This window comes from Sinosporangium siamense, assembly GCF_016863435.1.
GTDB classification, from domain to species: Bacteria; Actinomycetota; Actinomycetes; order Streptosporangiales; family Streptosporangiaceae; genus Sinosporangium; species Sinosporangium siamense.
Genome location: NZ_BOOW01000022.1, coordinates 20,084 through 43,002 on the forward strand (window position 1 = coordinate 20,084; position 22,919 = coordinate 43,002).

The window sequence follows — 22,919 nt, forward strand, 5'->3', positions numbered from 1 at the left end:
CCCCGGCTCGGCACCCCACGTCAAGGCCCGCGATCGCGAGGGATCGTGGGCCTTTGTCGTGCCCGAGCGCCTGAAATGGGAGGAATGTCGCGCAGCACGCCCGCAAAAGGGGAGAGCCCATGGTCTGGACCATTGAGGCACTCAGTAGGCTTACCGGGTGGCTGACATCGTGATTCCCTCTGACATCAAACCCGCGGACGGTCGTTTCGGCTGCGGGCCCTCCAAGGTTCGCCCCGAGCAGCTCGCCGCGCTCGCCGGCGCCGGCGCGGCGCTCATGGGCACCTCCCACCGCCAGAAGCCGGTGAAGTCGCTCGTCGGGCGGGTTCGCGGTGGACTCACGAGCCTGTTCGACCTGCCCGAGGACTACGAGGTGGTGCTCGGCAACGGCGGCACCACCGCTTTCTGGGACATCGCCGCGTTCGGGCTGATCCGGGAGCGCTCTCAGCACCTCACCTTCGGCGAGTTCTCCTCGAAGTTCGCGACCGTGGCCAAGAAGGCGCCCTGGCTGGGCGAGCCGACCGTCATCTCCTCCGAGGTGGGCACCCACCCGGCCGCGGTCACCGAGGCCGGTGTCGACGTCTACGCGCTCACCCACAACGAGACCTCGACCGGCGTCGCCATGCCGATCCGGCGCGTCGGCGACGACGACTCGCTGGTGCTGGTCGACGCGACCTCCGGCGCGGGCGGCCTGCCCGTCGAGGCGAGCGAGTTCGACGTCTACTACTTCGCGCCGCAGAAGAGCTTCGCCTCCGACGGCGGCCTGTGGATCGCCCTGATGTCGCCCCGCGCGCTCGCCCGGGTCTCGGAGATCGCGGCCTCCGGCCGCTATGTGCCCGAGTTCTTCAGCCTGCCGACGGCGATCGACAACTCCGTCAAGGACCAGACCTACAACACGCCGGCGCTCGCCACGCTGTTCCTGCTGGCCGAGCAGCTCGACTGGATGAACGGCAACGGCGGTCTCGCCTGGACCACCGCCCGCACCGCGGACTCCGCGCAGCGGCTCTACTCGTGGGCGGAGAAGTCCGAGGTCGCGACGCCGTTCGTGGCCAACCCCGAGTTCCGGTCCAACGTCGTCGGCACCGTCGACTTCGCCGACTCGATCGACGCCGCCGCCATCGCCAAGACGCTGCGCGCCAACGGCATCGTGGACACCGAGCCCTACCGCAAGCTCGGCCGCAACCAGCTGCGCATCGCGATGTTCCCCGCCGTCGACCCGGCCGACGTCGAAGCCCTCACCACCTGCATCGACTACGTCGTCGAGCGCCTCTAGCCCCACCCCCGCGGGCACGGTTCTCAGGGGCACCGTGCTCAGGATCGGCCGAGGCCTGGGCAGGGCCGCCCGGACCCGCGATCGGGTCCGGCGGCCACCGCCACGCCAAGGCCCAGCAAGGCACGACAAAGCACGGCAGGACCCGAAGGGCCGCCCTGAGGGCGGCCCCGGGACCCTCAGACCGTCAGCGAGCGCGGTGCCTTACGGCGCAGCAGCCAGGCGGCGACCACACCGCCGATGAGGCCGAAGAGGTGGCCCTGCCACGACACGCCCTGTTCGCCCGGCAGCACGCCCCACAGCAGCGAGTAGTAGACGGCCGCGACCACGACACCCACGACGATGTCGAACGTCCGCCTGTCGAACAGACCGCGTGCCACGACATAGCCGAAGTATCCGAAGACGAGGCCACTAGCCCCGATCGTGATGTAGAGCGGCGACGTCGTCAGCCACACCCCGACGCCGCTCACCAGCACAATGATCGCGCTCGCGCCGAGGAACCTCCCGATCCCTCTGATGGCCGCCAGGAAACCCAGCACCAGCAGCGGCAACGAATTGGCCATCAGATGGCCGAAGTCGGCGTGCAGGAACGGCGCGAGAAGGATGCCCGGCAAGCCGTTCACATCCCAGGCACGGATGCCATACACATCGAACTCACCAGGCAGCACATAATCGGCCACCTCGACGACCCACATGGCGCCGACGATCAGCACCATCAGGATCGCACTGCCCGCCGCCCCCGCCAGCAGGCTGACGGAACGGCGTCTCACATCGTCATAGGGGGACCGGCCGGCGGGGGGAAGTCCAGTCATGCGCTCTCCTGGCCGTTGGTCTGACGCCATGCGGGGAGTGCCCGCAGGACGGGTTGCTCTAACGACCATTCTGCCTCCCATATCGGCCAGGCGAACCTTTGTTGGCTTCCGCCGTACAACGAGGAAGGTTTTCGCCTCACCGCGCTCGGGAGGGCTGCCACCGGCCCACACAGGGTGAGCCCCTCGCCCGCCGGGCTTCCGCTGTACGGCCCGGGCGGCTTCCGCCGTACGGCACCGGCGGCTTCCGCCCAACGGTGCCGATGGCTTCCGCCCAACGGTGCCGATGGCTTCCGCCGTACGGCACAAGCCTCCCCGGCCCGTCACGGGGCCGGGGAGGACGTCACTCGCCCTTCCACCGGGGGGCGCGCTTCTCGGCGAAGGCCGCGGCTCCCTCCATGGCGTCCTTCGACGCGAAAACCGGGTCGATGACCTCCTTCTGGCGGACGAACATCTCGTCCCGCGACCAGTCGGCGGACTCGACGATCAGCTTCTTGGTGCCCGCGAGCGCCAGCGGCGCGTTGGCCGCGATGGCCGTGGCGAGCCGCCTGGCCTCAGCGAGCGCCTCGCCCGCCGGGGTGACCCGGTTGACCAGGCCGAGCTCGGCGAGCCTGGCCGCCGGGTAGTGATCGCCGGTCAGGGCGATCTCCATGGCGATGTGGTAGGGCACGCGCCTCGGCAGCCGCATGACCCCGCCGGCGGCCGCGATCAGGCCGCGTTTGGGCTCGGGCAGCCCGAAGAAAGCCCCCTCTGAGGCGACCACGAGGTCGCAGGAGAGGGCCAGCTCGAAGCCGCCCGCGAGCGCGTAGCCCTCGACCGCGGCGATGATCGGCTTGCGGGGAGGGTTCTCCACGATGCCGGCGAAACCGCGCCCGTCGACATAGGGGCGCTCTCCGGCGAGGAAGCCCTTGAGGTCCATGCCCGCGCAAAAGGTGCCTCCGGCGCCGGTCAGGATGTAGACCGCGACGTCCGCCCGCTCCTCGAGCTCGTCGAGCGCGGCGGCGATGCCTCGTGCGACCGCCTCGTTGACGGCGTTCTTAACCCGGGGGCGGTTGATCGTGATGACGGCGATGCCGTCGCCGGACTCTACGAGTATCTCGTCAGACACCGGACCTCACTTGGGCTGGAAGCGGATGCCGCCGTCGAAGCGGATGACCTCACCGTTCATATAGTCGTTCTCCACCAGCGCCCGTGCCAGGTGCGCGAACTCCGAGGGCCGCCCCATGCGCTTGGGGAACACCACGGGAGCGACCAGTTTGGCCTTGAACTCGTCGGCGTCGGCCTTGAAGGCGTAGATGGGCGTGTCGATGATGCCGGGGCAGATCGTGTTGACCCGGACCCCGATAGCCGCGAGGTCGCGGGCGGCCGGCAGGGTCATGCCGACGATGCCGCCCTTGGACGACGAATATGCGACCTGTCCGGTCTGCCCTTCGAGGGCGGCGACGGACGCGGTGTTGACGACCACGCCGCGCTGACCGTCCTCGTCCACCGGCTCGGTCTTGGCGATGGCCGCCGCGCCGATGCGCATCACGTTGAACGTGCCGATCAGGTTGACCTCGATCACCTTGCGGTAGGACGCGAGGTCGTGCGGTGAACCGTCCCGGTTCACCGTGCGGTTGGCCCAGCCGATGCCGGCGCTGTTGACGATGACCCGCAAGGGTTTGCCCGTGGCGACAGCCGCGTCCACCAGGGCCTGCACCTGCTCCTCGTCGGACACGTCACACTTGACGAAGACGCCGCCGAGCTCGTCGGCGACGGTCTTGCCCCGCTCCTCGTTGAGGTCGGCGATCACGACCGTGGCGCCCTTGGCCGCGAGTTCGCGGGCCGTGGCCTCACCGAGGCCGCTCGCGCCACCGGTGACGATTGCTCCTGCTCCATTCAGGTCCATGACCGGACCATAACGTGGGCACCGAAGAAAGTTCTATACGGGGGTGCGGATTCGGCACACTCTCAAACGCTGCCTACGGCCGCCTCCACATCGGGATAGACCTTGATGCGACGGTCGAGCCCCGTCGTGTGCAGGATGCGCGCCACGGGCGACTGAGGCGCCGCCAGGCACACTCCTCCGCCGTCGCCGGTGGCGAGGCGCCACGCCTCGATGAGAACGGAGAGGCCACTCGAGTCCATGAACGACAGGGAGGCAAGATCGAAAACAAGCCTCGGGCCGTCCTGGCTGATCGCGTCGCGCACCTCATCTCTGAGCACCGGGGCCGTGTAGAGATCGAGCTCGCCCTCGACAGCCACCACCACGGCACCGTCGATGACGCGCCGCGCCAGCCGAAGCTTCATTCCTAGTCCTCCTCAAGGCGTTTTCGCGGCGATGAGGCAGCCCCACTTTACTTTGCCATCGCCATGGGCGACCGGACACAACTCTAGGATCACCTTCATGAAGGGGGACAAGAGAACCACCGTCCGCCTGCCGTTTGTCGTGGTGAGCCCGCTCAGTGCGGTCATGCGACGAGTGTTTTATGCGGCTTGCGCCCTGCTCGTGGTCTTTCTGCTCGTAGCAGTTGACCTCGATGGATACAAGGACAACTACGACGGAAAGGTGTCGCTGCTCGACGCGCTTTACTACGCCACGGTCACGGTCTCCACCACGGGTTATGGCGACATCACCCCAGTCACCCCCATGGCCCGACTGGTGAACATCGTGGCGATCACCCCACTGCGGGTTGTCTTCCTGGTCATCCTGGTGGGAACCACCTTGGAGGTCCTGACCAGGCGTACCCGCGAAGAGATCGTCGCCAAACACTGGAGATCACGTTTGAAGAACCACACCATCGTCGTCGGATACGGCACCAAGGGCCGTGCCGCGATCCGCACGCTGATCGAGAACGATCGGACCAAGGACAGCATCATCGTGATCGACCCCAACGGGAGCGAGATCGAGGAGGCCAACAACCTGGGGCTCGCCGGCGTGATCGGCGACGGCACCCGCAGCGACGTGCTGAACCGCGCCGCGATCACCCAGGCGCGCGAAGTGATCGTCGCCACCCAGCGCGACGACACCACCGCCCTCGTCACCCTCACCGCCCGCCAGCTCAACCCCAAGGCCACGATCGTGGCCGCCGTCCGCGAGGCCGAGAACGACCCTCTCGTACGGCAGGGCGGGGCAGACGTGGTCATCACCTCGTCCGACGCCGCGGGCCGGATGCTCGGCATCGCCACCCAGAGCCCGGCGGTCAGCTCCCTGATCGACGACTTCCTCGTCTACGGCAGCGGCCTCGACCTCTACGAGCGCCCGATCGCCCCGCACGAGGTGGGGCGGGGCCCGCGCGACTGCTCCGAGATCGTCGTGGCCGTGGTCCGCAAGGGCGAGGTCATGACCTACGCCGACCCCCGCGCCACCCGGCTGCTCATCGGCGACCGGCTCGTGGTCATCCACGTGTCGAAGGCCGACGAAACGGAGAAGTAGCCGGGGGCGCGAAGCCGTACGGCAGCTCCAGGCGGTGGCGGGCGAGCAGCTCCGCGTCGGCGAGGATCTCCCCCGTCGGCCCGTCGGCGGCGATCACGCCACCGGAGAGGATCAGCGCGCGGTCACACAACTCCATCGCATAAGGCAGGTCGTGGGTGACCATGAGCACGGTGACGTCGAGCCCGCGCAGGATCTCGGCGAGCTCACGGCGCGCGGCGGGGTCGAGGTTCGACGAGGGCTCGTCGAGCACGAGGACATCCGGCTCCATCGCGAGCACCGTGGCCACCGCCACCCTGCGGCGCTGGCCGAAGGACAGGTGGTGCGGCGGCCGGTCGATCGCCTCCGCCATGCCGACCCGGTCGAGGGCGCGCTCGACCCGGCGCTCCAGTTCCTCCCCGCGCAGGCCGAGGTTGGCCGGGCCGAACGCCACGTCGTCCCGGACGGTCGGCATGAAGAGCTGGTCGTCGGGGTCCTGGAAGACGAGTCCCACCCTGCGGCGGATCTCCCGCAGGGTGTCCGGGCGCACCGGCAGCCCGGCCACCTCCACCGAGCCGTGTCCCGCGGTCAGGATGCCGTTGAGGTGCATGACGAGGGTGGTCTTGCCCGCGCCGTTGGGCCCGAGCAGCGCGACTCGCTCTCCGGGCGCGATCGCCATGTCGACCCCGAAGAGCGCCTGTGTGCCGTCGGGGTAGGCGTAGGCGAGGGCCTCCACGCGCAGCGACGGCGGCGGCGCGCTCACCGGCACGCCTCCCCGGCCACGTGATGGGAAACCCGGCACCACCCCTCCTCCCGGCGGCGAGCCCGGTCGCCGCGCCTCGCCCAGATCCGGCGGTGATGCGATCCGCTCACCACGCACCCCCCAGCGCGGCTCCCACCGTGCCTCCCACCGCCGCCACCGCCAGTGCCGTCCCGGGCAGTGACGCGGCGACCGCCCACTGCCGCCACGAGGCCGACAGGTCTTGCGTCACCGGCATGGACCCGGTGTATCCCCGGCTCAGCATCGCCAGGTGCACCCGCTCGCCCCGCTCGTAGGAGCGGATGAACAGCGCGCCCGCCGAGCGCGCGATCACGGGCGCGTGGCGGAGGTCCCTGGCCTGGAAGCCGCGTGACTCGCGGGCGATCCGCATGCGCCGCGCCTCGCCGGCGATCACGTCCATGTAGCGCAGCATGAACATCGCGATCTGCACGAGCAGCGACGGCACCCGGAGGCGCCGCGCGCCGAGCAGCATCATGTGCGGCTCGGTGGTGGCGGCGAGCAGGACGGCGGCCACCACGCCGAGGGTGGCCTTGGCCAGGATGTTCCACGAGGCCCAGAGGCCCTCCACGCTCAACGCCACCCCGAACACATCGATCCGCTCACCGAGCCCGATGAACGGGATGACCACCGCGAAGGCCACGAACGGCGCCTCGATCACCATGCGCCGCAACACGAACCCCGGCGGCACATGCGCCGTCGCCGCCACCACACCGAGCGGCAGGCCGTAGGCCGCGAGAACCCACACCCACTCGCGCGGGGTCGCCACCACGACCACCGCGAAGGCGGCCACGGCGAGCAGCTTGCACTGCGGCGGCAGCCGGTGCACGACCGTGTGTCCCGGACGGTAGAGCCTGTGGTGGTGCCCGGCTCCCACGCCGCTAGCCCCGCTCCGTCTTCGAGGCCGCGCGTTTCCCGGCCTGTCCGCGCCCCACGGCGAGGAACAGGCCGCCGCCCACCCCGAGGGTCACCGCGACCCCGATCACGCCCGCGACGCCCACCGGGACGCCGCCGGCGTCGCCGTAGTCGGCGAGGGGCTGCCCGGCGAGGGCGTGATCGACCGCGACGACGCCGAAGCCGGTGTCCTCGGCCACTCGCTCGAGGCCGTCGGGCGAGGCGGAGGCGAAGAAGCTGAGCACGCCGGCCAGCAGCGCGGTGACCGCGATGCCGCCGAGCACGAACCTCCCGGGCCGGGCCGGCGCCCGCTCGGGAGCGGGGGCGGGGGCGGTCACCTCGCCGCCGGCGGTCTTCAAGGTCAGCGGCGCGGTGAGGCTCCGCGCGGCGTAGACGAGATCGGGGCGGACGGCGAGCACGCTGCTCACGGTCACCGCCGTGATGAGGCCCTCGCCGAGACCGATGAGCACATGCACCCCGCCCATCGCGACGGCCACCGAGGTCACCTCGATCGGGGCGTTGCCCCCGATCCAGAACATCAGCGTGAACACCAGGGCGGAGGCGGGCACCGACAGCAGCGCCGCCAGGAAGGCCCCCGCGACCACGGATCCCGGCCTTCGCGGCAACACCCCCGTCACCAGCTTGAACACCCCCCATCCCACCAGCACCGTGACGATGCCCATGAGGGTGATGTTGACCCCGAGCGCGGTCAGACCGCCGTCGGCGAAGAAGAACGCCTGCACGGCGAGCACGACGGTCAGGCACAACACGGCGGTGGCGGGCCCGGCGAGGACCGCGGCGAGCGCCCCGCCGAGCAGGTGGCCGCTCGTGCCCGCCGCCACGGGGAAGTTGAGCATTTGAACGGCGAAGACGAAGGCCGCCACGAGGCCGGCCACGGGTGCGGTGCGGTCGTCGAGTTCGCGACGGGCTCCGCGCAGGCAGTAGGCGACACCGGCGGCGGCGACGACACCGGCGGAGACGGAGACGGCGAGGTTGAAGAAGCCATCGGGTACGTGCACGATCAGCCTCCGGGGTGCGTGCTCGATCTCCACTTTAGGCTTTCCTATTGCAGGTGCAAGAGGGGCGCATCAACGAATCATTCGCCGGAAGGCCGTCCCCGGCTTCATGATTTTTACGGTCGCGCTCAGCCTGCCTTTGCCGTTCGTCACGTAGGGCCGGACCGTCCGCCGGACCGGGCCCCGCCACCAGCTTTTCGCCGCCGTCACCACCTGGGGCTCGGCCTCGATCCTGAACCTCACGGGCGGTCCGCCGAGCCGCATCTCCACATAGGCGTCCCAGGTGCCGGGGCCGAGCCGCCCGACCACCGGCCGCACGGCGAACTGGTTGCCCGGCAGCATCACCACCGGCTCCTTGTGCTCCTGCCCCGTGGTGCGCTCGCGCCACACCAGATGGCGCAGCCCGCCGGTGCCGAGCTCGCCGTCGCCCACCTTGATCTCACCGTCGAGCACCAGCCGGTGCCCGAACGCCCACCGCGTCGCCCGCAGCCGCACCCGCCCCGGCACCGCCACCACGTGCCCGCCGACGTCGACGCTGAGGTTGCCGTGCGTGCGCGTGAAGTACGGCAGGAGCACGACGTCGTCCACCACGCAGGGAGCCGGGCGAGCCACCCGATCGTCGCGGTCCGCGCCAAGCCTTCCGAGCCTGGTCACACCTTCGCAGGTGACCGCGGCATAGGCGTCCCACACCCCAGAGGCCAGGCCCGCCGGGTCGAGTGCCGCCGCGAACCCGCGCGGCCCGCCGGCCACCTGGGCCACCACGTCCTGGTGGCCGCCCCTGCGCGGGCGGAGCACCAGTGCGATCTCGCACTCGCCCGCCGGGTCAAGCCCTTCGAGTATCGCCGTGCCGGTGACCGACAGGCGGCCGTTGTGCCAGCTCAACCCGGTCAGCCGGCTGCGCACGGAGGCGGCCTCGATCTGCGCCAGCCGTACCAGCCTGTCGATGTCGGCGAGTGAGTCCAGCCGCTGGCGGTCGATCGACGGCAGGCGTTTGCGCACCCCCTCGGTCAGCCACTCGTCGCACAGCCCCGCCACCTCCTCGGCGATCTGCTTGCGCTCCACCTCCTCCGCCACGAGGAACGGCCGGCCGAGCTGGGCCAGCGCGTCGAGCCGGAAATGGCGGCGCAGCAGGTGGTCGCGGAGCGGGCCGGGCCGGATGTGGCGGGCCATGAGCGCGATCGGCCCCTTGATCATGCGCAGCCAGGCGACCGGGTCGCGGCTGCCCGGCTGCTGCATGATGCTCGTGCCGTCGGAGCGGGACACCAGGTGATAGCAGTCGTAGTCGGCCATGACCGAGATGACGCCGGCGTGGCAGTAGGCATGGGTGGTGAAGACGATGTCCTCGCCGACCACGAGATCCTCGTCGAACAGGATGCGGTGCTTGGTCAGCATGGCCCGGCGGAAGAGCTTGAAGCAGCTCAGGCTGTTGTAGACCGCGCTGTCGCCCAGGTCGGCCCGGTCGACGCTGCGGTGGAACATCGACTCCGGCGCACGCCTGCCGTGGCCGACGACACGGCCGAGCACGATGTCGGCGCAGTTGCGGTCGGCCATGGCCAGCATGCGCTCCAGCGCCTCCGGCCCCAGATAGTCGTCGGCGTCGCAGAAGAACACGTAGCGTCCGCGGGCGTGGGCCAGGCCGAGGTTGCGCGGCCCGCCGGCCCCGCCGCGGTGCTCATGGCGGAGGACTTTGACCACGCCGCGGTGGTAACCGGCGTAAAGGGCGAGCAACTCCGACGAGCCATCGGTGGAGCCGTCGTCCACGACGACGATCTCCTTGCTGACCCGCTGGACCAGGATCGAGGTGAGGCAGCGGTCGAGATAGGCACGGCAGTCGCGCACAGGCACGATCACGGTGACGTCCACGCTCATCTCGACGGCGCTCTCGGCGGCCTCCTCGACGGCGTGGGCGCCGCGCGGGGCGGGAACCCCGGGCACGCCCTCCGCCGCCTCCGGCGGCCTCGACTGCCTCGCCATCCGGCTGATCAGACCGGCCACCGTCGCCCCCTGCGATTACGTAACGCTTACTCAACGCTTCAGTATGTGACTGTCGAACCTCTTCGTGGGCGTGTTCTCCGGGGTTTGTTGACCTAGGTCGAGGGAGTGGCGACGACATTTCCGATTTATGCGGCATGGGGGGTGGTGGGGGAGGTCTGAAATGTGGGGCTTTCGCGGTGCTCACCGGTCATTAGCTCGCTTTATCGGCATTAGTTCGGCCACCCCCTCCCCCAGGTTGCCCTACCCGGGCGATAGCCATAAACGACTTGCTTCCATCGGCGTGAACCGAGGGGTCGCCCCGGCTCCCACGAGACACGCCCCGGACCGTCGCCGCAGGTGCTTGGGGGTGCGACCAAGATCGGGATACTGTCGTGCCCGTCCAACCGCCAACAGAAAGACATCACCTTCCGGAATGCATCAAGAATGCCACGGATAGTTGTCGGAGTCCCCACAAAAAGGCTCATCGTTGGCATTTCGGGCGCCGCTGCGAGCAGAAAGGGAATACCGTGAAGAGGTATCTACTTTTCGACGACGGATGCCACGTCTGCGCTTCCACCGCTAAAGGGGTCGAAGAGGACTCCGGATATTGGCTTGTGGCGCGAAGCCTGCGCGACCCCCACATGAAAACCCTCCTCGACACTCACAAGCCCGGCTGGAAGCACCGCCCCACTCTCGTCGAGGACGACGGAACCCACATCCGCGTCTCCACCGGCCTCGCCATGTCCGCCCGCCTCACGGCGGGTGTCGGCCTGCGCCGTACCGCACGCATCGCCCGTCGCGTCGCTCGCCGCTTCGCCCGCGAGACCTCCGCCCCCGCCGCCGAGGGCCGCCGCGACGCCCTCCGCGCCGCCGGTGTCGGCGCCCTCGCCCTCCTCGGCCTCACCTTCGGCGTCACACCCGCCGGCGCCCGCGCGCCCGGCGACCCCGACCTGCTCCAGGGCGCCGCGCTCAAGAGGGCCCTCGACGCCGCACAGCGTGACGCGCAGGTGAAGACCGCCGTCGGGGAGCTGTCCGCCGCGGGCTTCGACGGCGCCGTCAAGCAGGCGCTCGCCTTCACCGGCGACACGGGCTCGACCGTCGTCGTGCTCTTCTTCGCCCCGCTGAACAAGGCCGAGGCGAAGAACCGCGCCGCCGTGTTGTCCCATCAATACGGCGGGACACTCGAGCAGGCGAAGACCCTGGTGGAATACGTGTCGGCCGACCTCGACACCATCAAGAAGAAGGACTCCTTCAGCAGCGAGGACTTCCACGTCACACGCGGCGCCGCCGCGCCTGCCGGCGCCGGGGAATACTTCGGGTGCATGCTCACCTGCGTCGGTGGCCAATGCACGATTCCGGCGATGCGCTGCCGGGCGCTGATCTTCCTGTGGGCCGTGCTCGCGTGCATGGTGGCGGTGTGCGGCTCCAAGGCGCGAAGCTGCCACGGGATTTGCAAGACGCTCTGGTGACATTCGGACGGATGCCCCATCACGGGACACCCGTCACAGTCCAGAACCAACTCCGGTGGCATTGTCAGATGGTGGCCTGGCGGCGGCTGAACGATCAGCCGTCACCAGGCCATCCATCGTTTGGGGCTGTCAGCCTGATTCCCCTGGCAAATTGCAAGGATGGCGATATAGAGGATGACGTTGACGAGATCGACTTATCGGTTCCCACCGTGTGATCGTCACACCTGTTCTCTGCTTGTTCCACGGTTTCAGCCCCCAATTGTCAAGGGCTATGTCCAGGAGTGACGTCACTCGGGGCGGGTAAGCTGCCCTCGCACCAGGCAGAGTTGGTGCACATAAGCAGTCGAATCCCGCCCAGGAGTCAAAAAGTGACAATCGATCCAATTAGCAAAATCCAGACAGCTTTGGAGAAAACCCTCAAGCACGGAACATTCAACTTCGACTGGTTTGTCGGCACCAGGGAAGGTGTCTCCATCGGCGGCAGCGGCACCGGCTACATGGACCTCGCCGTCCCCGCCATCGCCACCAGCATGGTGCTCGACGTCCTGCCCGACAAAGGCGGCGACATCGTCACCATGCCCAGCTTCTACTCCGGCACCTCGATCTACCAGCGCGTCAACGACGATCCCGTCGAATGGGTCGAGATCGACGTCCACGGACTCGGCGTCACCCCCGTCGCCCCCCTCTACTGGTTGTACGGCATAGCCGACGCCACCACCCGCCCCGCCGACACCGCGACCCGCTCCATCGACGTCGACATCGACTTCGCCAAGGCCGTCCGTGACAGCCCACCGGGCATCGGCTCCTCCATCGGCGAGGGCATCGAGGAAAGCCATCCCGGCCTGTCCCACGAACGGGCCCACGGCAAGGTCGTGCTGTCCCCCGACGGCTACATCAGCACCATCGAAGTCGACGTGCCCGGCGTCGCGAGCTTCGACCCCGGCCTCGCCCTTCCGCCGCGGCTCGTCACCCTCGACCTGCGGCCCACCACACGACGGCCGATCGAACTTCCCGCGACAAACGTGCATCTCAGCGTGCAGCAGTTCATCGACACGTTGCTGGGGGACGGCGACTAACCCACCACCCGCTTGACGCCGGGCCGACATGGCGACCTCCACCCGGCCTCTTGCCGACCACTATGCATGCCTGTCCCTCAGCGGTCTTTCCCCTCCCCCATCAGCTTTCCGGCCGACCGACCACCTATCGGTTGCCAGGGAATCCCCGGTGTCCGCATTCCAGCGCCGGTCCATGATCTCCGACCGGAGATCACACGCGACCCGCCCTCATGACATGGCGGAACCACCGCCACTTCCCCTCGCCCACGAGGACAGCCCCTGCAACCACCCGCTCTCCGAAGGGCGAGGCGGTATCCCGGCAGAGCAGCACACCACCCGCGCCGCTTCCTGACGTATCCGCCTTTGGAGTCCACACGCCGCCAGGTCCAGCACCTGCCGGGGAAGACGACCGCATACCACCAGGAGCCAGGGCGCACCGCGCCTCAAGCCCATAGCACCACCAGTACGGCGAAACCCGCGAAGACGGGTTGAGGGATGTGGGCCGCCATTATGGTGATCTGGATGGTGCCCTCGACAGCATCGAGGCCCCGCTCGGCCCGCCCAGCGGTTCCGGCGCGGCCCCCGCACAGGGGTAGACCACACTCGCCTTTGAGCTGAGATGGCTCGTGGGTCACTTGCAACCGACCTGAAGGTACGGCAGGCCGCGAGGCCATGCGAACGGGGGCGCCTGCCATACCTTGAGCACGCTCCGCCGTTTTCGCCGGGCTATTCATCTCGCAAGTCGGCGTCGGTATGCGCATGGGTGTCGCGTACGGCATGCCCACGGAACCGGGGTTGACGACCAGGCGGCGCGCTGCGAAAGGCAGCATTCTCGTTTTCGATTACGGGGTTTGTCATCGGGGTTCTGGAGGTTGAGCGAGGGGTGACGGCCCCGGCGTGTCTCCCGGTCGATGAAGCGACGCGTGAAATGCCGGCCGTGGGAGGACCTGCTTCCCTCCCTCCAGCGGAAGCAGGACCTGCCACGATTTTGTGATGCCGGTCAGTCCCTCAGGGGTTCGCCGCCGCCGTAGGGACGGGTGATGATCTCCATGGCGTGGTTGTCGGGGTCGTGGAAGTAGAGTCCCCGGCCGCCGTCATGGGTGTTGATCTCCATTTCCTTTTCACCGTGCGGGTCGGCCCAGTAGCGGAGGCCCCGTTCGCGGATGCGGGCGAAGATGGCGTCGAAGTCGGCTTCCCCGACAAGGAAGGCGTAGTGCTGGGAGGGGAAGTCGCCTTCGGTGTCGAGGTAGTCGAGTGTGACGCCGTTTTGGAGTTGCACGGCGAGAAACGGGCCGTATGTAAAGGGTGGTTCAAGGCCGAATAGATCGGCGAGGAACTTAGCCGACTCTTCTTTGTTGTGAGTCGCCACGATGTGATGATTGAAGTGGATGGGCATGGCAATCCTTTGTCAAAGAGGCGCATGCATGCCGCCCCGCGGAACTCGTGAGTGGCGCGGGTGCGCCACGGCTTCTTTCACGGTACCTCTGGAGAGAAAAAGGCGGCCAGGTCAGGCCCGGTCACCATCCGTTGCTAATTCATACAGCGTGTGACACCCCATAAGTTCGACCTCGAACCACACGCCCAGGCCGTGTTCGTCGTGATAATGCCCCCAGCGGTCGGCCGTGCGATCGACCAGCCACAGGCCGCGGCCGCCTTCGCTGTCGGGGGCCTGGTGGATCACGACGGGTTCGAGCGCCGAACCGTCGTCGATGACATCGACGCGCACCCGGGAGCAGGTGAGGTCGAGCAGTACGGTGACCTCTCCGTGGCTGGATTTGGAGTGAACGATCGCGTTCGTCACGAGTTCGCTGGTGAGGAGCGTGATGTTCTCCGCCTCGGCGGCGGTCATCGGGATGCGGTCGAGGAAGGCGCGCAGCCATGTGCGGGCGAGGCCCACACCGGCAGGGGTGCCTGCTATGTCCAGGCGGCGCGTGGGGCCATGTTGATACCGGATTTTTGTGGGATGGGTGAGGCTGCCGTGTCCCGTCGCGTCGGACACCCTCATGCCGACGACACCTCGAAGTCCCACGGGAAACGATGTTCGCGCTGATCACTCGTCCTCATGTCACGGCTGACCTTTCGTCCAATGGTCACCATTCTGCTCCATAGTCGCAGAATTGGACATAATGCCGCTTCGCTATCAACACGAGGGGTGTGTGTGACACGCTGCTTGCCTATGATGCACTCGTTGTCAATGCAAATGCAACCGTTGTTTGTGCATCAGTGCACGACATCACCGGGACGATGGGCGCTAATCTGTGCGCATGCCGCGACAGCACCAAGCCCCCACTGTAAGGCTTCGTCGGCTTGCTATGGAGTTGCGCCAACTCAGGGCCAACGCCAACAAGAGCCGTGAAGAAGTCGCGGCAGCCACCGATATGAACCGGGCGACTCTTTATCGCATAGAGACCGCTCAAGCCAGGCCGCAGGTCCGCACGCTACGAGCACTGATGGACCTGTACGGTGTCCCCGAAGCGCGGCGCGGCGAACTTCTCGCGATCCTCAAAGCGGCGAACAGTCAGGGATGGCTCCAGACGGCCACCGACCTCCCCGACCAATATGCGACGTATATTCAGTTCGAGGCAGAGGCGAGACAGGTCCTCAATTATGAGACGTCGTTCATCCCCGGCCTCCTGCAAACCAAGGCTTACGCGTGGGCGGCGATCTCCGGCAGTGGGCTCGGCCTTCCCGCCTCCGAGGTCGAGCATCGGGTGGCCGCTCGCATGGCGCGGCAGGCGCGGCGGGATCCACCGCTTTCTGTCCATGCGATCGTGGATGAGGCGGTGTTGCATCGTTCCGTCGGTGGCTCACAGGTCATGAAAGCGCAACTGATGCGCCTGCAAGAGGCTGCCGAAGAACCCGGCATCACTCTTCAAGTGATCCCATATGGTGTCGGTGCACACCCCGGCATGCATGGATCATTCGTCGTCCTGAGTTTCGCGGAAAATGACCCGGATGTGGTCTATATCGAAGGCCACGACACCGATCTCTTCCTGGATAATGACGTCGACCTAGCACGGTACAACCTAGTGTTTGAGCACTTGATGGCCGTCGCCGCCAGCCCCCTTGAATCTCAGGCTGTAGTCGCGGCCGTGCTCGCCGATCAATGAGAGGAGGTGCGGGAGAAAGGTGAACCTGGATATATCCCGCGCCGAATGGCGGATTAGCAGCCTAAGCGGCGCTAATGGGCAGTGTGTCGCCGTCGCCTTTATGGAGAACCACATTCTGGTTCGTCACAGCAAAGAGGCCGACGGTTCGGTGCTCGTATTCACGCCGGGTGAGTGGCAGGCTTTCACCGGTGGTGTCCGGCTCGGTGAATTCGATCTGCCGGCCTGAGGCCGCACAGATCTGATCAATTGCGGTGTGAAAGGCCCCGTTGAATTCTGATTCGGCGGGGTCTTTCCTTGTCGCCGGAGTCCGTCAGGGGCGCACCCGATAGTGGTAGCTGTGTGAGGGGGTGAAGCCACTGCGGGTGTAAAGCCCATAAGCAGGGCCATTATCTTCCTCCACTTGGAGGTAGAGCCGGGGGGCCGGCTGCGCGAGGGCCCACTGGGCGGCGGCGTGCAGGAGGGTCGTGGCGACGCCGTTGCGGCGGTGGTCGGGGTGGGTGGCCATGGCGAAGATGCCGGTCCACCCGGTGTGGGCGGCCAGGAGGACCATTCCGACGGCCTCGTCGCCGTGGACGACGACCAGGAAGGCCATGGGGTCGGGGATGTGCGCGATCACCTTGTCGGCGATCAGGCGGCTGTCGGAATGCTGGTCGAGACTGCGGAAGACGTCCGCCCTGCGGGCGTGGTGGTCGATGGGGACGACGGGAAAGACGGGGGCGACACGGTTGACGAGGTCGGCGGCGCCGGCGATGAGCACGCGGGTCTTGCCGGTGAGGTGATAGCCCCGGTGGGCGAGGAGGCCGTCCAGCTGGGGATGGGCCTCGGCGGGACTCACCTGGATGCGGAGGGGCAGATCACGCTCGCGGTAGAAGTTCTGGATGTGGTGGAGTTCCTGCTCAAGATTGGTTGAAACGTGGAATGGGGGAAGCGCGGAGTTCGAGCGTTTCCTGGTGGTGCCAGGGGTGTGGCGGAGCAACCAGCCTTCATGCCGCTCGACGACGGTGGCCGGCCACGCCAGAGCGGCACGTTGCTCGATCTGCCACGGCGTCGAGTTCCGGCACTGCCGTACAAGAGGGGGCAAGAGCGAGGCGAGGAGCAGGTGATCTTCGGGGCGTGTCGGCTCATATTCGGTGATGCCCAGACCGACGACGTCGAACCGCTCGGCGAGCGCCACAACGTGATCGACGAGCTCGTCGGGCAGGAAACCATCGGGTTCGGGCACTCCCACCGACGTGAAAGTCCGGGGATCGAGCACATCGAGGTCGATGTGGATGTAGACGGCGGTCGCCCCGGTTCGCCGGATCGCCTCGACGAGCGCGGCCGGGTCGGGTTTGGCGATGTGCGTGATCCCGGTGGCGTCGACGTAGTCCTGTTCGGCGGGATCCAAGGCCCGCACACCAGCGAGAATCACCTGCTCAGGGCGCAAGGGCAACTCGGGCACCAGATCGGGCGGTCCTTCGCCGAGCAGGGTACGGAGCACCATGCCGTGAAAGGCCCCGGACGGGGACGAAGCGGGGGTGTTGAGATCTCCATGGGCGTCGAACCACACCACGGCGAGGCCGTTGCCCCCCTCATGCCTGCGGGCGGCGGCGGAGATCGGTGCGAGCTCCACACCGCAGTCCCCGCCGACCGTCACCACAAACCGCTCACCTGCCGTGGACAAGGCCTCGTGGACATGACGGGCGGTCTCGGCGAGTGTGCCGCCAAGCGGCACGGTGATCTCCACGCCCTCGGGCTCGGCGATGAGGGCACCCAGCATCATCGCCCCCTCCGAAAGCAAAGTGGCGGTAGGGGAGGACGAACCCTGCCATTGGGGCACCTCAACGACGGCCACCTCGGACAACTGCCTCTCCTTCCCCAGTGAATCCACACTACTGACCGCAAAAGTTGACGATCTCCGGCAGGTCCTGCCAAAAGATGACAAGGCGGGATCCCCGGCGGCGGGCCCCGCCTCGCAGTCGGAGAGCCGGGCCACCGACGGCAAACCCAAGCCGGCCAAGTGCCACATCCCCGTAGACGACCAAGGGTTCGCCACCAACTCCTCCGCGGCAAAGCTGTGGAACACCTTCCAACCAGCCCCTGCGCCCTTCGCCGAGCCCTCCAGGGCCCACCTGTCGCAACCGACAGGTTGTCATAGGATGGCAACGTACTAGCTGCCATGGAGGTGAACATGCCGATTCCCGATCGGATCGAACGCACACTCACCCTCGCGCACCCGCAGAAGAAGGTCTGGGACGCGCTGACCACCGAAGAGGGCCTCAACGGATGGTTCGGCGACAGAGTCGAGGCCTACGATCTACGGCCCGGCGGGCAGATCGACATGCGGTGGGGGGACGAGCTCAGCACCCTGTGGATCAAGCTGGTCGAGCCGCCGCACCGATTCGCCTTCACGTGGGCCATCACCGGCCTCCCCGCCGACGACCCCCGCCGGACCTACATCGAGTTCACCCTCGAACCCGACGGCGACAACACCAAACTCAACGTGGTGGAATCGGGCTTCGCCCAACTCCCCGACGAAATGCTGAGTGCCTTCACCGGCAACACCGAAGGCTGGCAGAAGGAACTGTCCGACCTTGTCATCTACCTCGACGCCTCAGACTGACACCGAGGCCATGGCCGTAGCGGTCTTCACCGCCTTGGCCGACGCCAACAGGCGGGCAATCCTGGCCGAACTCGCCGCAGCCGGCCCGGCCACCGCCACCGAACTGGCCGACCGCCTGCCGATGACCCGCCAGGGAATCACCAAACACCTCACCCTGCTGGCCCACGCCGGCCTGGTGACCGCCGAACCCGGCGAACGCCGCCGCATCCGCTTCCGCCTACGCCCAGAACCCATGACGGTCGCCCAGTCCTACCTGTCCTCCCTGGCCCACGACTGGGACCGCAGACTCCACGCCCTCGGCTCCTACCTCGACCAGAAGGCCGGCAAAGAGACCTGAGCCGCGTGCCGCACAGACGGAGGCAGGAGACTGGGCCGGCGACAACCGCCCCGCCTCCTCCCTACCTACCGCGAACTGCCCCACCGCGAACTGCCCCACCGCGACTCCCCCACCGCGGACTGCCCCACCGCGAACTGGCCCATCGCGGATTACCCCACCACGAACTGCCCACCGCGGACTCCCCCACCCGGACGAAAACCCGCAGGCGCCCGTCCCACATTCTGTCCCACGCAGTCTTCCGGAACGCCCGCCGCCTCGACGGCCCGGCGAAGCCCGTCGACGAAGCAGCTCACCCGACGGGGCTTCGCCGGCGGATTCGGGGCGGGGCACAAGGAGCGGCTGGCTATCCTGTGGCACGTCGAGCCAGGTACGGCTCCCCCACCACGAGCCCACCGGGAGGCGGCGACCGTGACAGCCTCCCAGCGCCGGAACATATGGCCTGCGACGGCGTTGGCGACGCACGTGGTCCTGGCTCTCCTGACGCTGATCGTCCTGACGGGCGCCCGGCTCTTCGGCGCGGAGCTGTGGCAGGTCTTCGCCGCGGCGGGTGCAGCCGTCCTGCTCCATGTGGGAGCGGTGGTGGCCCATCGACGTCCGTGGGCGGGATACGCGATCGGCGCGTTGGCAATGCTCGTCCTGGCGCTGACGCCCTTCCCGGGTTGGTCACTGACCATGCTGCCCTCGGCCGTGTGCTTCCCCATGACGTTGTGGCGGCTGACCACCCTGGTCTCGCTCAGGTCCTCGGTGGTCGCGCTGGCCGTCGCCCTGCTCGGAATCGTCCTCACCGAGCTGGTGGCGTGGGCCCGGCTGCCCCCCGACATCCTTGGGTGGACCCGCCTGATCGAGGGTGGACTGCTGATGCTCACGGTCGGCGGTGTTTGGCTTGCGGCCCTGCTGATACGCCGCAGGCACGAGGCTGGCCGGCGAGCCGAGAGCGAACGGCTGGCCGCGGCGGTCGCGGACGAACGGGCCAGCATACGCCGCGACCTGCACGACGTTATCGCCCACACGGTCACCGTCATGGTCGCGCGGATCGAGGCCGCGGCGGTCACGACGGCGGATCAGGCGACCCGCCGCGAACTCGGCGACATCGCCGAGGCCGGCCGGGACGCCCACCAAGGTCTGCGAGCGATGCTGGCGACCCTGGGCCCGGCCACCGTGCCCCCGCGCGCCGGTGCCCGGCCCAGACAGGTCCCGATCTCGCTAGATGCCCTCTCCGACCTCGTGGCCTCGGCGGCGAGCCCGCTCCATGCGGTGACGTTCACGGAGGTGGGTGAGCGACGGCCACTGAGCCTGAGTGCCGAGGTCGCGGCGGTCCGCGCCGTACAAGAGGGCATCACCAACGCGCTGCGCCACCTCGAACCACCGGTCGAGGTGACCGTTCACCTGCGCTGGACCCCGGCCGAGCTGGTGGTGGAGGTTCGTGACAACGGCGGCAAGGCGCTTCGCGACGGCGGCAGCCCGGGGACCGGCTTGATGGGGATCGAGGAACGCGTGCGTACGGCAGGCGGCACCCTGTCGGTAGACGACGGAGACGAGGGGTGGGTGCTGCGGGTGCGGCTCCCCACGAAGGAGGGGGCATGACCGGGATCCGAGTCATGCTCGTCGACGATCAGGAGCTGTTGCGGGCCTCGCTCCGCACGGTGCTGTCGGCCGACGAGCGCATCGAGGTCACCCACGACGTCGGGAACGGCATCGACGCGATCGAGGTCGTCCGGCGGCACCGCCTCGATGTGGTGCTGATGGACATCCGCATGCCGCGCATGGACGGGGTCGCCGCCACGGCGGAGATCGCCAGGATCGCACCGGCGACCCGGGTGCTCATGCTGACGACCTTCGACGACGACGAACTGGTCGTGGCCGCCATCCGGGCCGGCGCGAGCGGCTACCTGACCAAGGACGTCCGGCCCGCCGCCCTGGCCCAGGCCGTGTGCGACGTCGCCTCCGGGACGTCGGCGCTCGCGCCGGGGGTGGCCGCGACAATCCTCGATTTCGTACGGCAGGTGCCGGCACGGCGGACGACAGCCCTGGAGGGCCTCACCCGGCGCGAGGTCGAGATCTTCGGCCTGCTCGCCCGCGGCAAGTCCAACAGCGAGATCTGCGCGGAACTGGTGCTGAGCGAGAACACGGTGAAGTCGCACGTACGGGCCGTCCTGCAGAAACTGAACCTGCGTGACCGCGTGCACGTGGTGATCTACGCATATGAGAACGGGCTTGTGGGTCGCAACGATCTGCCTGACTGAGATTCCATCCCGCCGGGTGGTCCCGTCTCACCCCTTAGGGTGATGTCGGCCGGTGAGGCCCGGCCTAGGTTCGACGTCGTGCATTTCCTACGTCTGCGCTTTCCCCGTGTGACCTCCCATCTTGTCCTGGCCGGCGTGCTCGTCGCCGTGCTGCTCGGCTGGACGGCACCGGCCCGTGCCACCGGGGAGCGGCAGATCGACGACTACCGCACCGTCTACGGCACGCCGGGTGTCGCGGCGGCCGTGATCAACGGGTCGTCGGTCGAGACGATCGTCCGCGGCCGGGACGGGGACGGCAACGCGGTGACGGCTCGGACACGGTTCCGGATCGGGTCGATGAGCAAGTCGATGACGGCGGCGGCGATCATGCTGCTGGTCGACCGTGGCCGCATCTCCCTGGACGAGCCGGTCGTCAAGGTCCTGCCCGGCTTCAAGATGGCCGATCCGCGCTTCGCCGGGATCACCGTACGCCAGATCCTCAGCCACACCTCGGGGCTGTCGAACAGCACGAACAACGAGTACGCGTTTCCGCCTCCGCGCAGCCCGCAGGAAATCGTGGCCGGCCTGGCCGGCAAGACCCTGCTCGCCGATCCGGGCACCTACTGGGAGTACCACAACACCAACTACTCGATCGCGGCGAGAATCGTCGAGGTGGTGTCGGGGAAGCCCTTCGACGCCTTCCTCCACACCGAGCTGTTCACGCCACTGGGCATGACCAGCACCGGCTCGACGCTGGGGTGCTCCGATCACGCCGAGGGCCTGCCGTCCGGGCATTTGGTCGTTCCCGGGATCGCCGTAGCGGCACCGGAGATGCCGGGAATCTGCGTCGGCAACGGCGGGGTGATCTCGACCCTGGACGACATGGTGCGATGGCTGAAGTTCAACCAGGGAACCCTCGGGGTGGATCTGCTGAGTGCCGCCTCCCTGGCCCAGATGCACACCGTCCAGCCAAAAGCCGGCGACTACGCCCTCGGCTGGCGAGCCCGCCCCGTCAAAGCAGACGCCCCGCCGTCGCTGATCGGCCACGGCGGAACACTGGCGACATGGACCGGGGACATGGTCTTCTCGCCCAAGACCGGTGTAGCCGCCCTCGTCCTCACCAACAGCGGCGGCGATCCCAGCCTGCTCGCGACCAACCTCCTCGCCGAACGGATCGGGGAACCGACGACGCCGATGAGCAACCCGCTCACCGTCGTGAACATGATCCTCCTCGGGCTCACGGGGGTGATGGCCGCACTGCTGGTCACCGCGATCGTCCGAGCCCGCCGCTGGGCCTCACGACGCCGCCTGGCCCGCCGGCCGTTGCTGGTCCTGCGGCTCGTGCCGCTCGCCCTGGTGACGGTGCTCGGCATATTGGCGCCGACGCTGGTCTGGGGGCCGTTCAACCTCCAGTACTGGATCGTCACCATCTGGCTGATGCCGCTGCTGGCGCTCTTCAGCCTCACCTGCTGCGTGCTCGGAGCAGTCGCACTCGGCCGCCGCCTCTGGCTCTTCCGCCGCGCCGGCTAGACGACGACCTCCCCCCGGTACGGCAGGCCACGGCGGACAACTGATCTGAGCGAAAACCTGGCCGGAGCCGTGCAGATTTTGGTGACCATGAACATCCGCAGCAAGGCATCGGCAACCGAGAACCGAAATGCGCTACGCCGTCTCAGCGAGAGCCGTGACGATGGGCACCCCAACGGCCCCGCCACCTAGCCCTGACAGCACTGCCGTACTTCACCGCTGGACAAGATCAAAAAGACCCCTTCCGCATACGCACACAGCCAAGGACGGCTGGGCATACTGCTTGCCACGTGCGAAGCGGCCTCCGATAACAAGACGCCGTCGCGTCTAGCCGAACGTACGGCTTGCGCCCGAGCCCGTGCCCCCGGTCCGCGCCGAGGCACGGGCTCAGGCATGTGTCCCGACGCCCCCGGTCGCATCGGTGAACGGCCCCGGCCCGGCATCGGCCGAGCGCGCACAGGGAAACCC

The 22,919-nt window shown here is 68.0% G+C and carries 22 protein-coding genes; 11 read left to right on the forward strand and 11 right to left on the reverse strand.

The window, feature by feature from the left end:
* The first annotated feature begins 157 nt into the window (after nucleotides 1–157).
* Nucleotides 158–1,270: a phosphoserine transaminase gene (gene serC / locus Ssi02_RS17350; RefSeq protein WP_204026722.1), complete on the forward strand. Its 1,113-nt coding sequence runs from the start codon at nucleotides 158–160 to the stop codon at nucleotides 1,268–1,270.
* Between the two features lie 176 nt (nucleotides 1,271–1,446).
* Here the strand turns inward: serC and Ssi02_RS17355 are convergent, their stop codons facing one another.
* The 4 genes from Ssi02_RS17355 to Ssi02_RS17370 all read right to left on the reverse strand — a co-directional run bounded on the left by Ssi02_RS17355 (nucleotide 1,447) and on the right by Ssi02_RS17370 (nucleotide 4,365).
* Nucleotides 1,447–2,079, reverse strand: coding sequence for a rhomboid family intramembrane serine protease (locus Ssi02_RS17355; protein WP_204026723.1), 633 nt, complete (start codon nucleotides 2,077–2,079; stop codon nucleotides 1,447–1,449).
* A 340-nt stretch (nucleotides 2,080–2,419) separates the two neighbouring features.
* On the reverse strand, nucleotides 2,420–3,184 hold the full coding sequence (locus Ssi02_RS17360; RefSeq protein WP_204026725.1) for a crotonase/enoyl-CoA hydratase family protein: 765 nt from the start codon (nucleotides 3,182–3,184) through the stop codon (nucleotides 2,420–2,422).
* 6 nt (nucleotides 3,185–3,190) lie between these two features.
* On the reverse strand, nucleotides 3,191–3,964 hold the full coding sequence (locus tag Ssi02_RS17365; RefSeq protein WP_204026726.1) for an SDR family NAD(P)-dependent oxidoreductase: 774 nt from the start codon (nucleotides 3,962–3,964) through the stop codon (nucleotides 3,191–3,193).
* Between the two features lie 62 nt (nucleotides 3,965–4,026).
* Nucleotides 4,027–4,365, reverse strand: coding sequence for an STAS domain-containing protein (locus Ssi02_RS17370; protein ID WP_204026727.1), 339 nt, complete (start codon nucleotides 4,363–4,365; stop codon nucleotides 4,027–4,029).
* 97 nt (nucleotides 4,366–4,462) lie between these two features.
* Between Ssi02_RS17370 and Ssi02_RS17375 the strand changes: the two genes are divergently transcribed.
* A complete protein-coding gene (locus Ssi02_RS17375; RefSeq protein WP_204026728.1) occupies nucleotides 4,463–5,491 on the forward strand; it encodes a potassium channel family protein in 1,029 nt (342 codons plus the stop codon).
* Here the strand turns inward: Ssi02_RS17375 and Ssi02_RS17380 are convergent.
* From Ssi02_RS17380 to Ssi02_RS17395, 4 genes are all read right to left on the reverse strand, one after another.
* Nucleotides 5,454–6,230: an energy-coupling factor ABC transporter ATP-binding protein gene (locus Ssi02_RS17380; protein WP_204026729.1), complete on the reverse strand. Its 777-nt coding sequence runs from the start codon at nucleotides 6,228–6,230 to the stop codon at nucleotides 5,454–5,456. The two genes, Ssi02_RS17375 and Ssi02_RS17380, sit on opposite strands and share 38 nt — an antisense overlap.
* A gap of 106 nt (nucleotides 6,231–6,336) precedes the next feature.
* A complete protein-coding gene (cbiQ, locus tag Ssi02_RS17385; RefSeq protein ID WP_204026730.1) occupies nucleotides 6,337–7,122 on the reverse strand; it encodes a cobalt ECF transporter T component CbiQ in 786 nt (261 codons plus the stop codon).
* Nucleotides 7,123–7,126: 4 nt separating this feature from the next.
* Nucleotides 7,127–8,158, reverse strand: a complete 1,032-nt coding sequence (locus tag Ssi02_RS17390; protein WP_204026731.1) for an energy-coupling factor ABC transporter permease — start codon at nucleotides 8,156–8,158, stop codon at nucleotides 7,127–7,129.
* Nucleotides 8,159–8,227: 69 nt separating this feature from the next.
* Complete coding sequence (locus tag Ssi02_RS17395) at nucleotides 8,228–10,150, reverse strand: glycosyltransferase family 2 protein (protein ID WP_204026733.1); 1,923 nt, start codon at nucleotides 10,148–10,150, stop codon at nucleotides 8,228–8,230.
* 506 nt (nucleotides 10,151–10,656) lie between these two features.
* On the opposite strand from Ssi02_RS17395, the gene Ssi02_RS17400 reads away from it, so the two are divergent.
* Nucleotides 10,657–11,598 (forward strand): hypothetical protein, encoded by a 942-nt coding sequence (locus tag Ssi02_RS17400; RefSeq protein WP_204026735.1) that lies wholly within the window; start codon nucleotides 10,657–10,659, stop codon nucleotides 11,596–11,598.
* A 368-nt stretch (nucleotides 11,599–11,966) separates the two neighbouring features.
* Nucleotides 11,967–12,674, forward strand: coding sequence for a hypothetical protein (locus Ssi02_RS17405; protein ID WP_204026737.1), 708 nt, complete (start codon nucleotides 11,967–11,969; stop codon nucleotides 12,672–12,674).
* Nucleotides 12,675–13,653: 979 nt separating this feature from the next.
* On the opposite strand, the gene Ssi02_RS17410 is transcribed toward Ssi02_RS17405, so the two are convergent.
* Both Ssi02_RS17410 and Ssi02_RS17415 read right to left on the reverse strand, forming a co-directional pair.
* Nucleotides 13,654–14,049, reverse strand: coding sequence for a VOC family protein (locus Ssi02_RS17410; protein ID WP_204026739.1), 396 nt, complete (start codon nucleotides 14,047–14,049; stop codon nucleotides 13,654–13,656).
* A 111-nt stretch (nucleotides 14,050–14,160) separates the two neighbouring features.
* Nucleotides 14,161–14,658, reverse strand: coding sequence for an ATP-binding protein (locus Ssi02_RS17415; protein ID WP_204026742.1), 498 nt, complete (start codon nucleotides 14,656–14,658; stop codon nucleotides 14,161–14,163).
* Nucleotides 14,659–14,965: 307 nt separating this feature from the next.
* Here Ssi02_RS17415 and Ssi02_RS17420 point away from each other — a divergent pair, with 307 nt between their 5' ends.
* Both Ssi02_RS17420 and Ssi02_RS17425 read left to right on the forward strand, forming a co-directional pair.
* Complete coding sequence (locus tag Ssi02_RS17420; RefSeq protein WP_239128992.1) at nucleotides 14,966–15,763, forward strand: helix-turn-helix domain-containing protein; 798 nt, start codon at nucleotides 14,966–14,968, stop codon at nucleotides 15,761–15,763.
* A gap of 19 nt (nucleotides 15,764–15,782) precedes the next feature.
* Nucleotides 15,783–15,989, forward strand: coding sequence for a DUF397 domain-containing protein (locus Ssi02_RS17425; RefSeq protein WP_307825696.1), 207 nt, complete (start codon nucleotides 15,783–15,785; stop codon nucleotides 15,987–15,989).
* Between the two features lie 84 nt (nucleotides 15,990–16,073).
* On the opposite strand, the gene Ssi02_RS17430 is transcribed toward Ssi02_RS17425, so the two are convergent.
* A complete protein-coding gene (locus Ssi02_RS17430) occupies nucleotides 16,074–17,597 on the reverse strand; it encodes a GNAT family N-acetyltransferase (RefSeq protein WP_239129008.1) in 1,524 nt (507 codons plus the stop codon).
* A 336-nt stretch (nucleotides 17,598–17,933) separates the two neighbouring features.
* Here Ssi02_RS17430 and Ssi02_RS17435 point away from each other — a divergent pair, with 336 nt between their 5' ends.
* The 5 genes from Ssi02_RS17435 (at nucleotide 17,934) to Ssi02_RS17455 (ending at nucleotide 22,454) form a co-directional block, all read left to right on the forward strand.
* Entirely contained in the window at nucleotides 17,934–18,365 is a 432-nt protein-coding gene (locus Ssi02_RS17435) for an SRPBCC domain-containing protein (protein WP_204026748.1), read from the forward strand.
* Between the two features lie 10 nt (nucleotides 18,366–18,375).
* Nucleotides 18,376–18,702 carry an ArsR/SmtB family transcription factor gene (locus Ssi02_RS17440; protein ID WP_204026750.1) on the forward strand — a complete coding sequence of 109 codons (327 nt, stop codon included), beginning with the start codon at nucleotides 18,376–18,378 and terminating at the stop codon, nucleotides 18,700–18,702.
* A gap of 462 nt (nucleotides 18,703–19,164) precedes the next feature.
* Nucleotides 19,165–20,286: a sensor histidine kinase gene (locus Ssi02_RS17445; protein ID WP_239128993.1), complete on the forward strand. Its 1,122-nt coding sequence runs from the start codon at nucleotides 19,165–19,167 to the stop codon at nucleotides 20,284–20,286.
* On the forward strand, nucleotides 20,283–20,945 hold the full coding sequence (locus Ssi02_RS17450) for a response regulator (protein WP_204026754.1): 663 nt from the start codon (nucleotides 20,283–20,285) through the stop codon (nucleotides 20,943–20,945). Before Ssi02_RS17445 ends, Ssi02_RS17450 begins: the two co-directional genes overlap by 4 nt.
* Nucleotides 20,946–21,023: 78 nt before the next feature.
* On the forward strand, nucleotides 21,024–22,454 hold the full coding sequence (locus Ssi02_RS17455; RefSeq protein ID WP_239128994.1) for a serine hydrolase domain-containing protein: 1,431 nt from the start codon (nucleotides 21,024–21,026) through the stop codon (nucleotides 22,452–22,454).
* Nucleotides 22,455–22,919 lie beyond the last annotated feature (465 nt).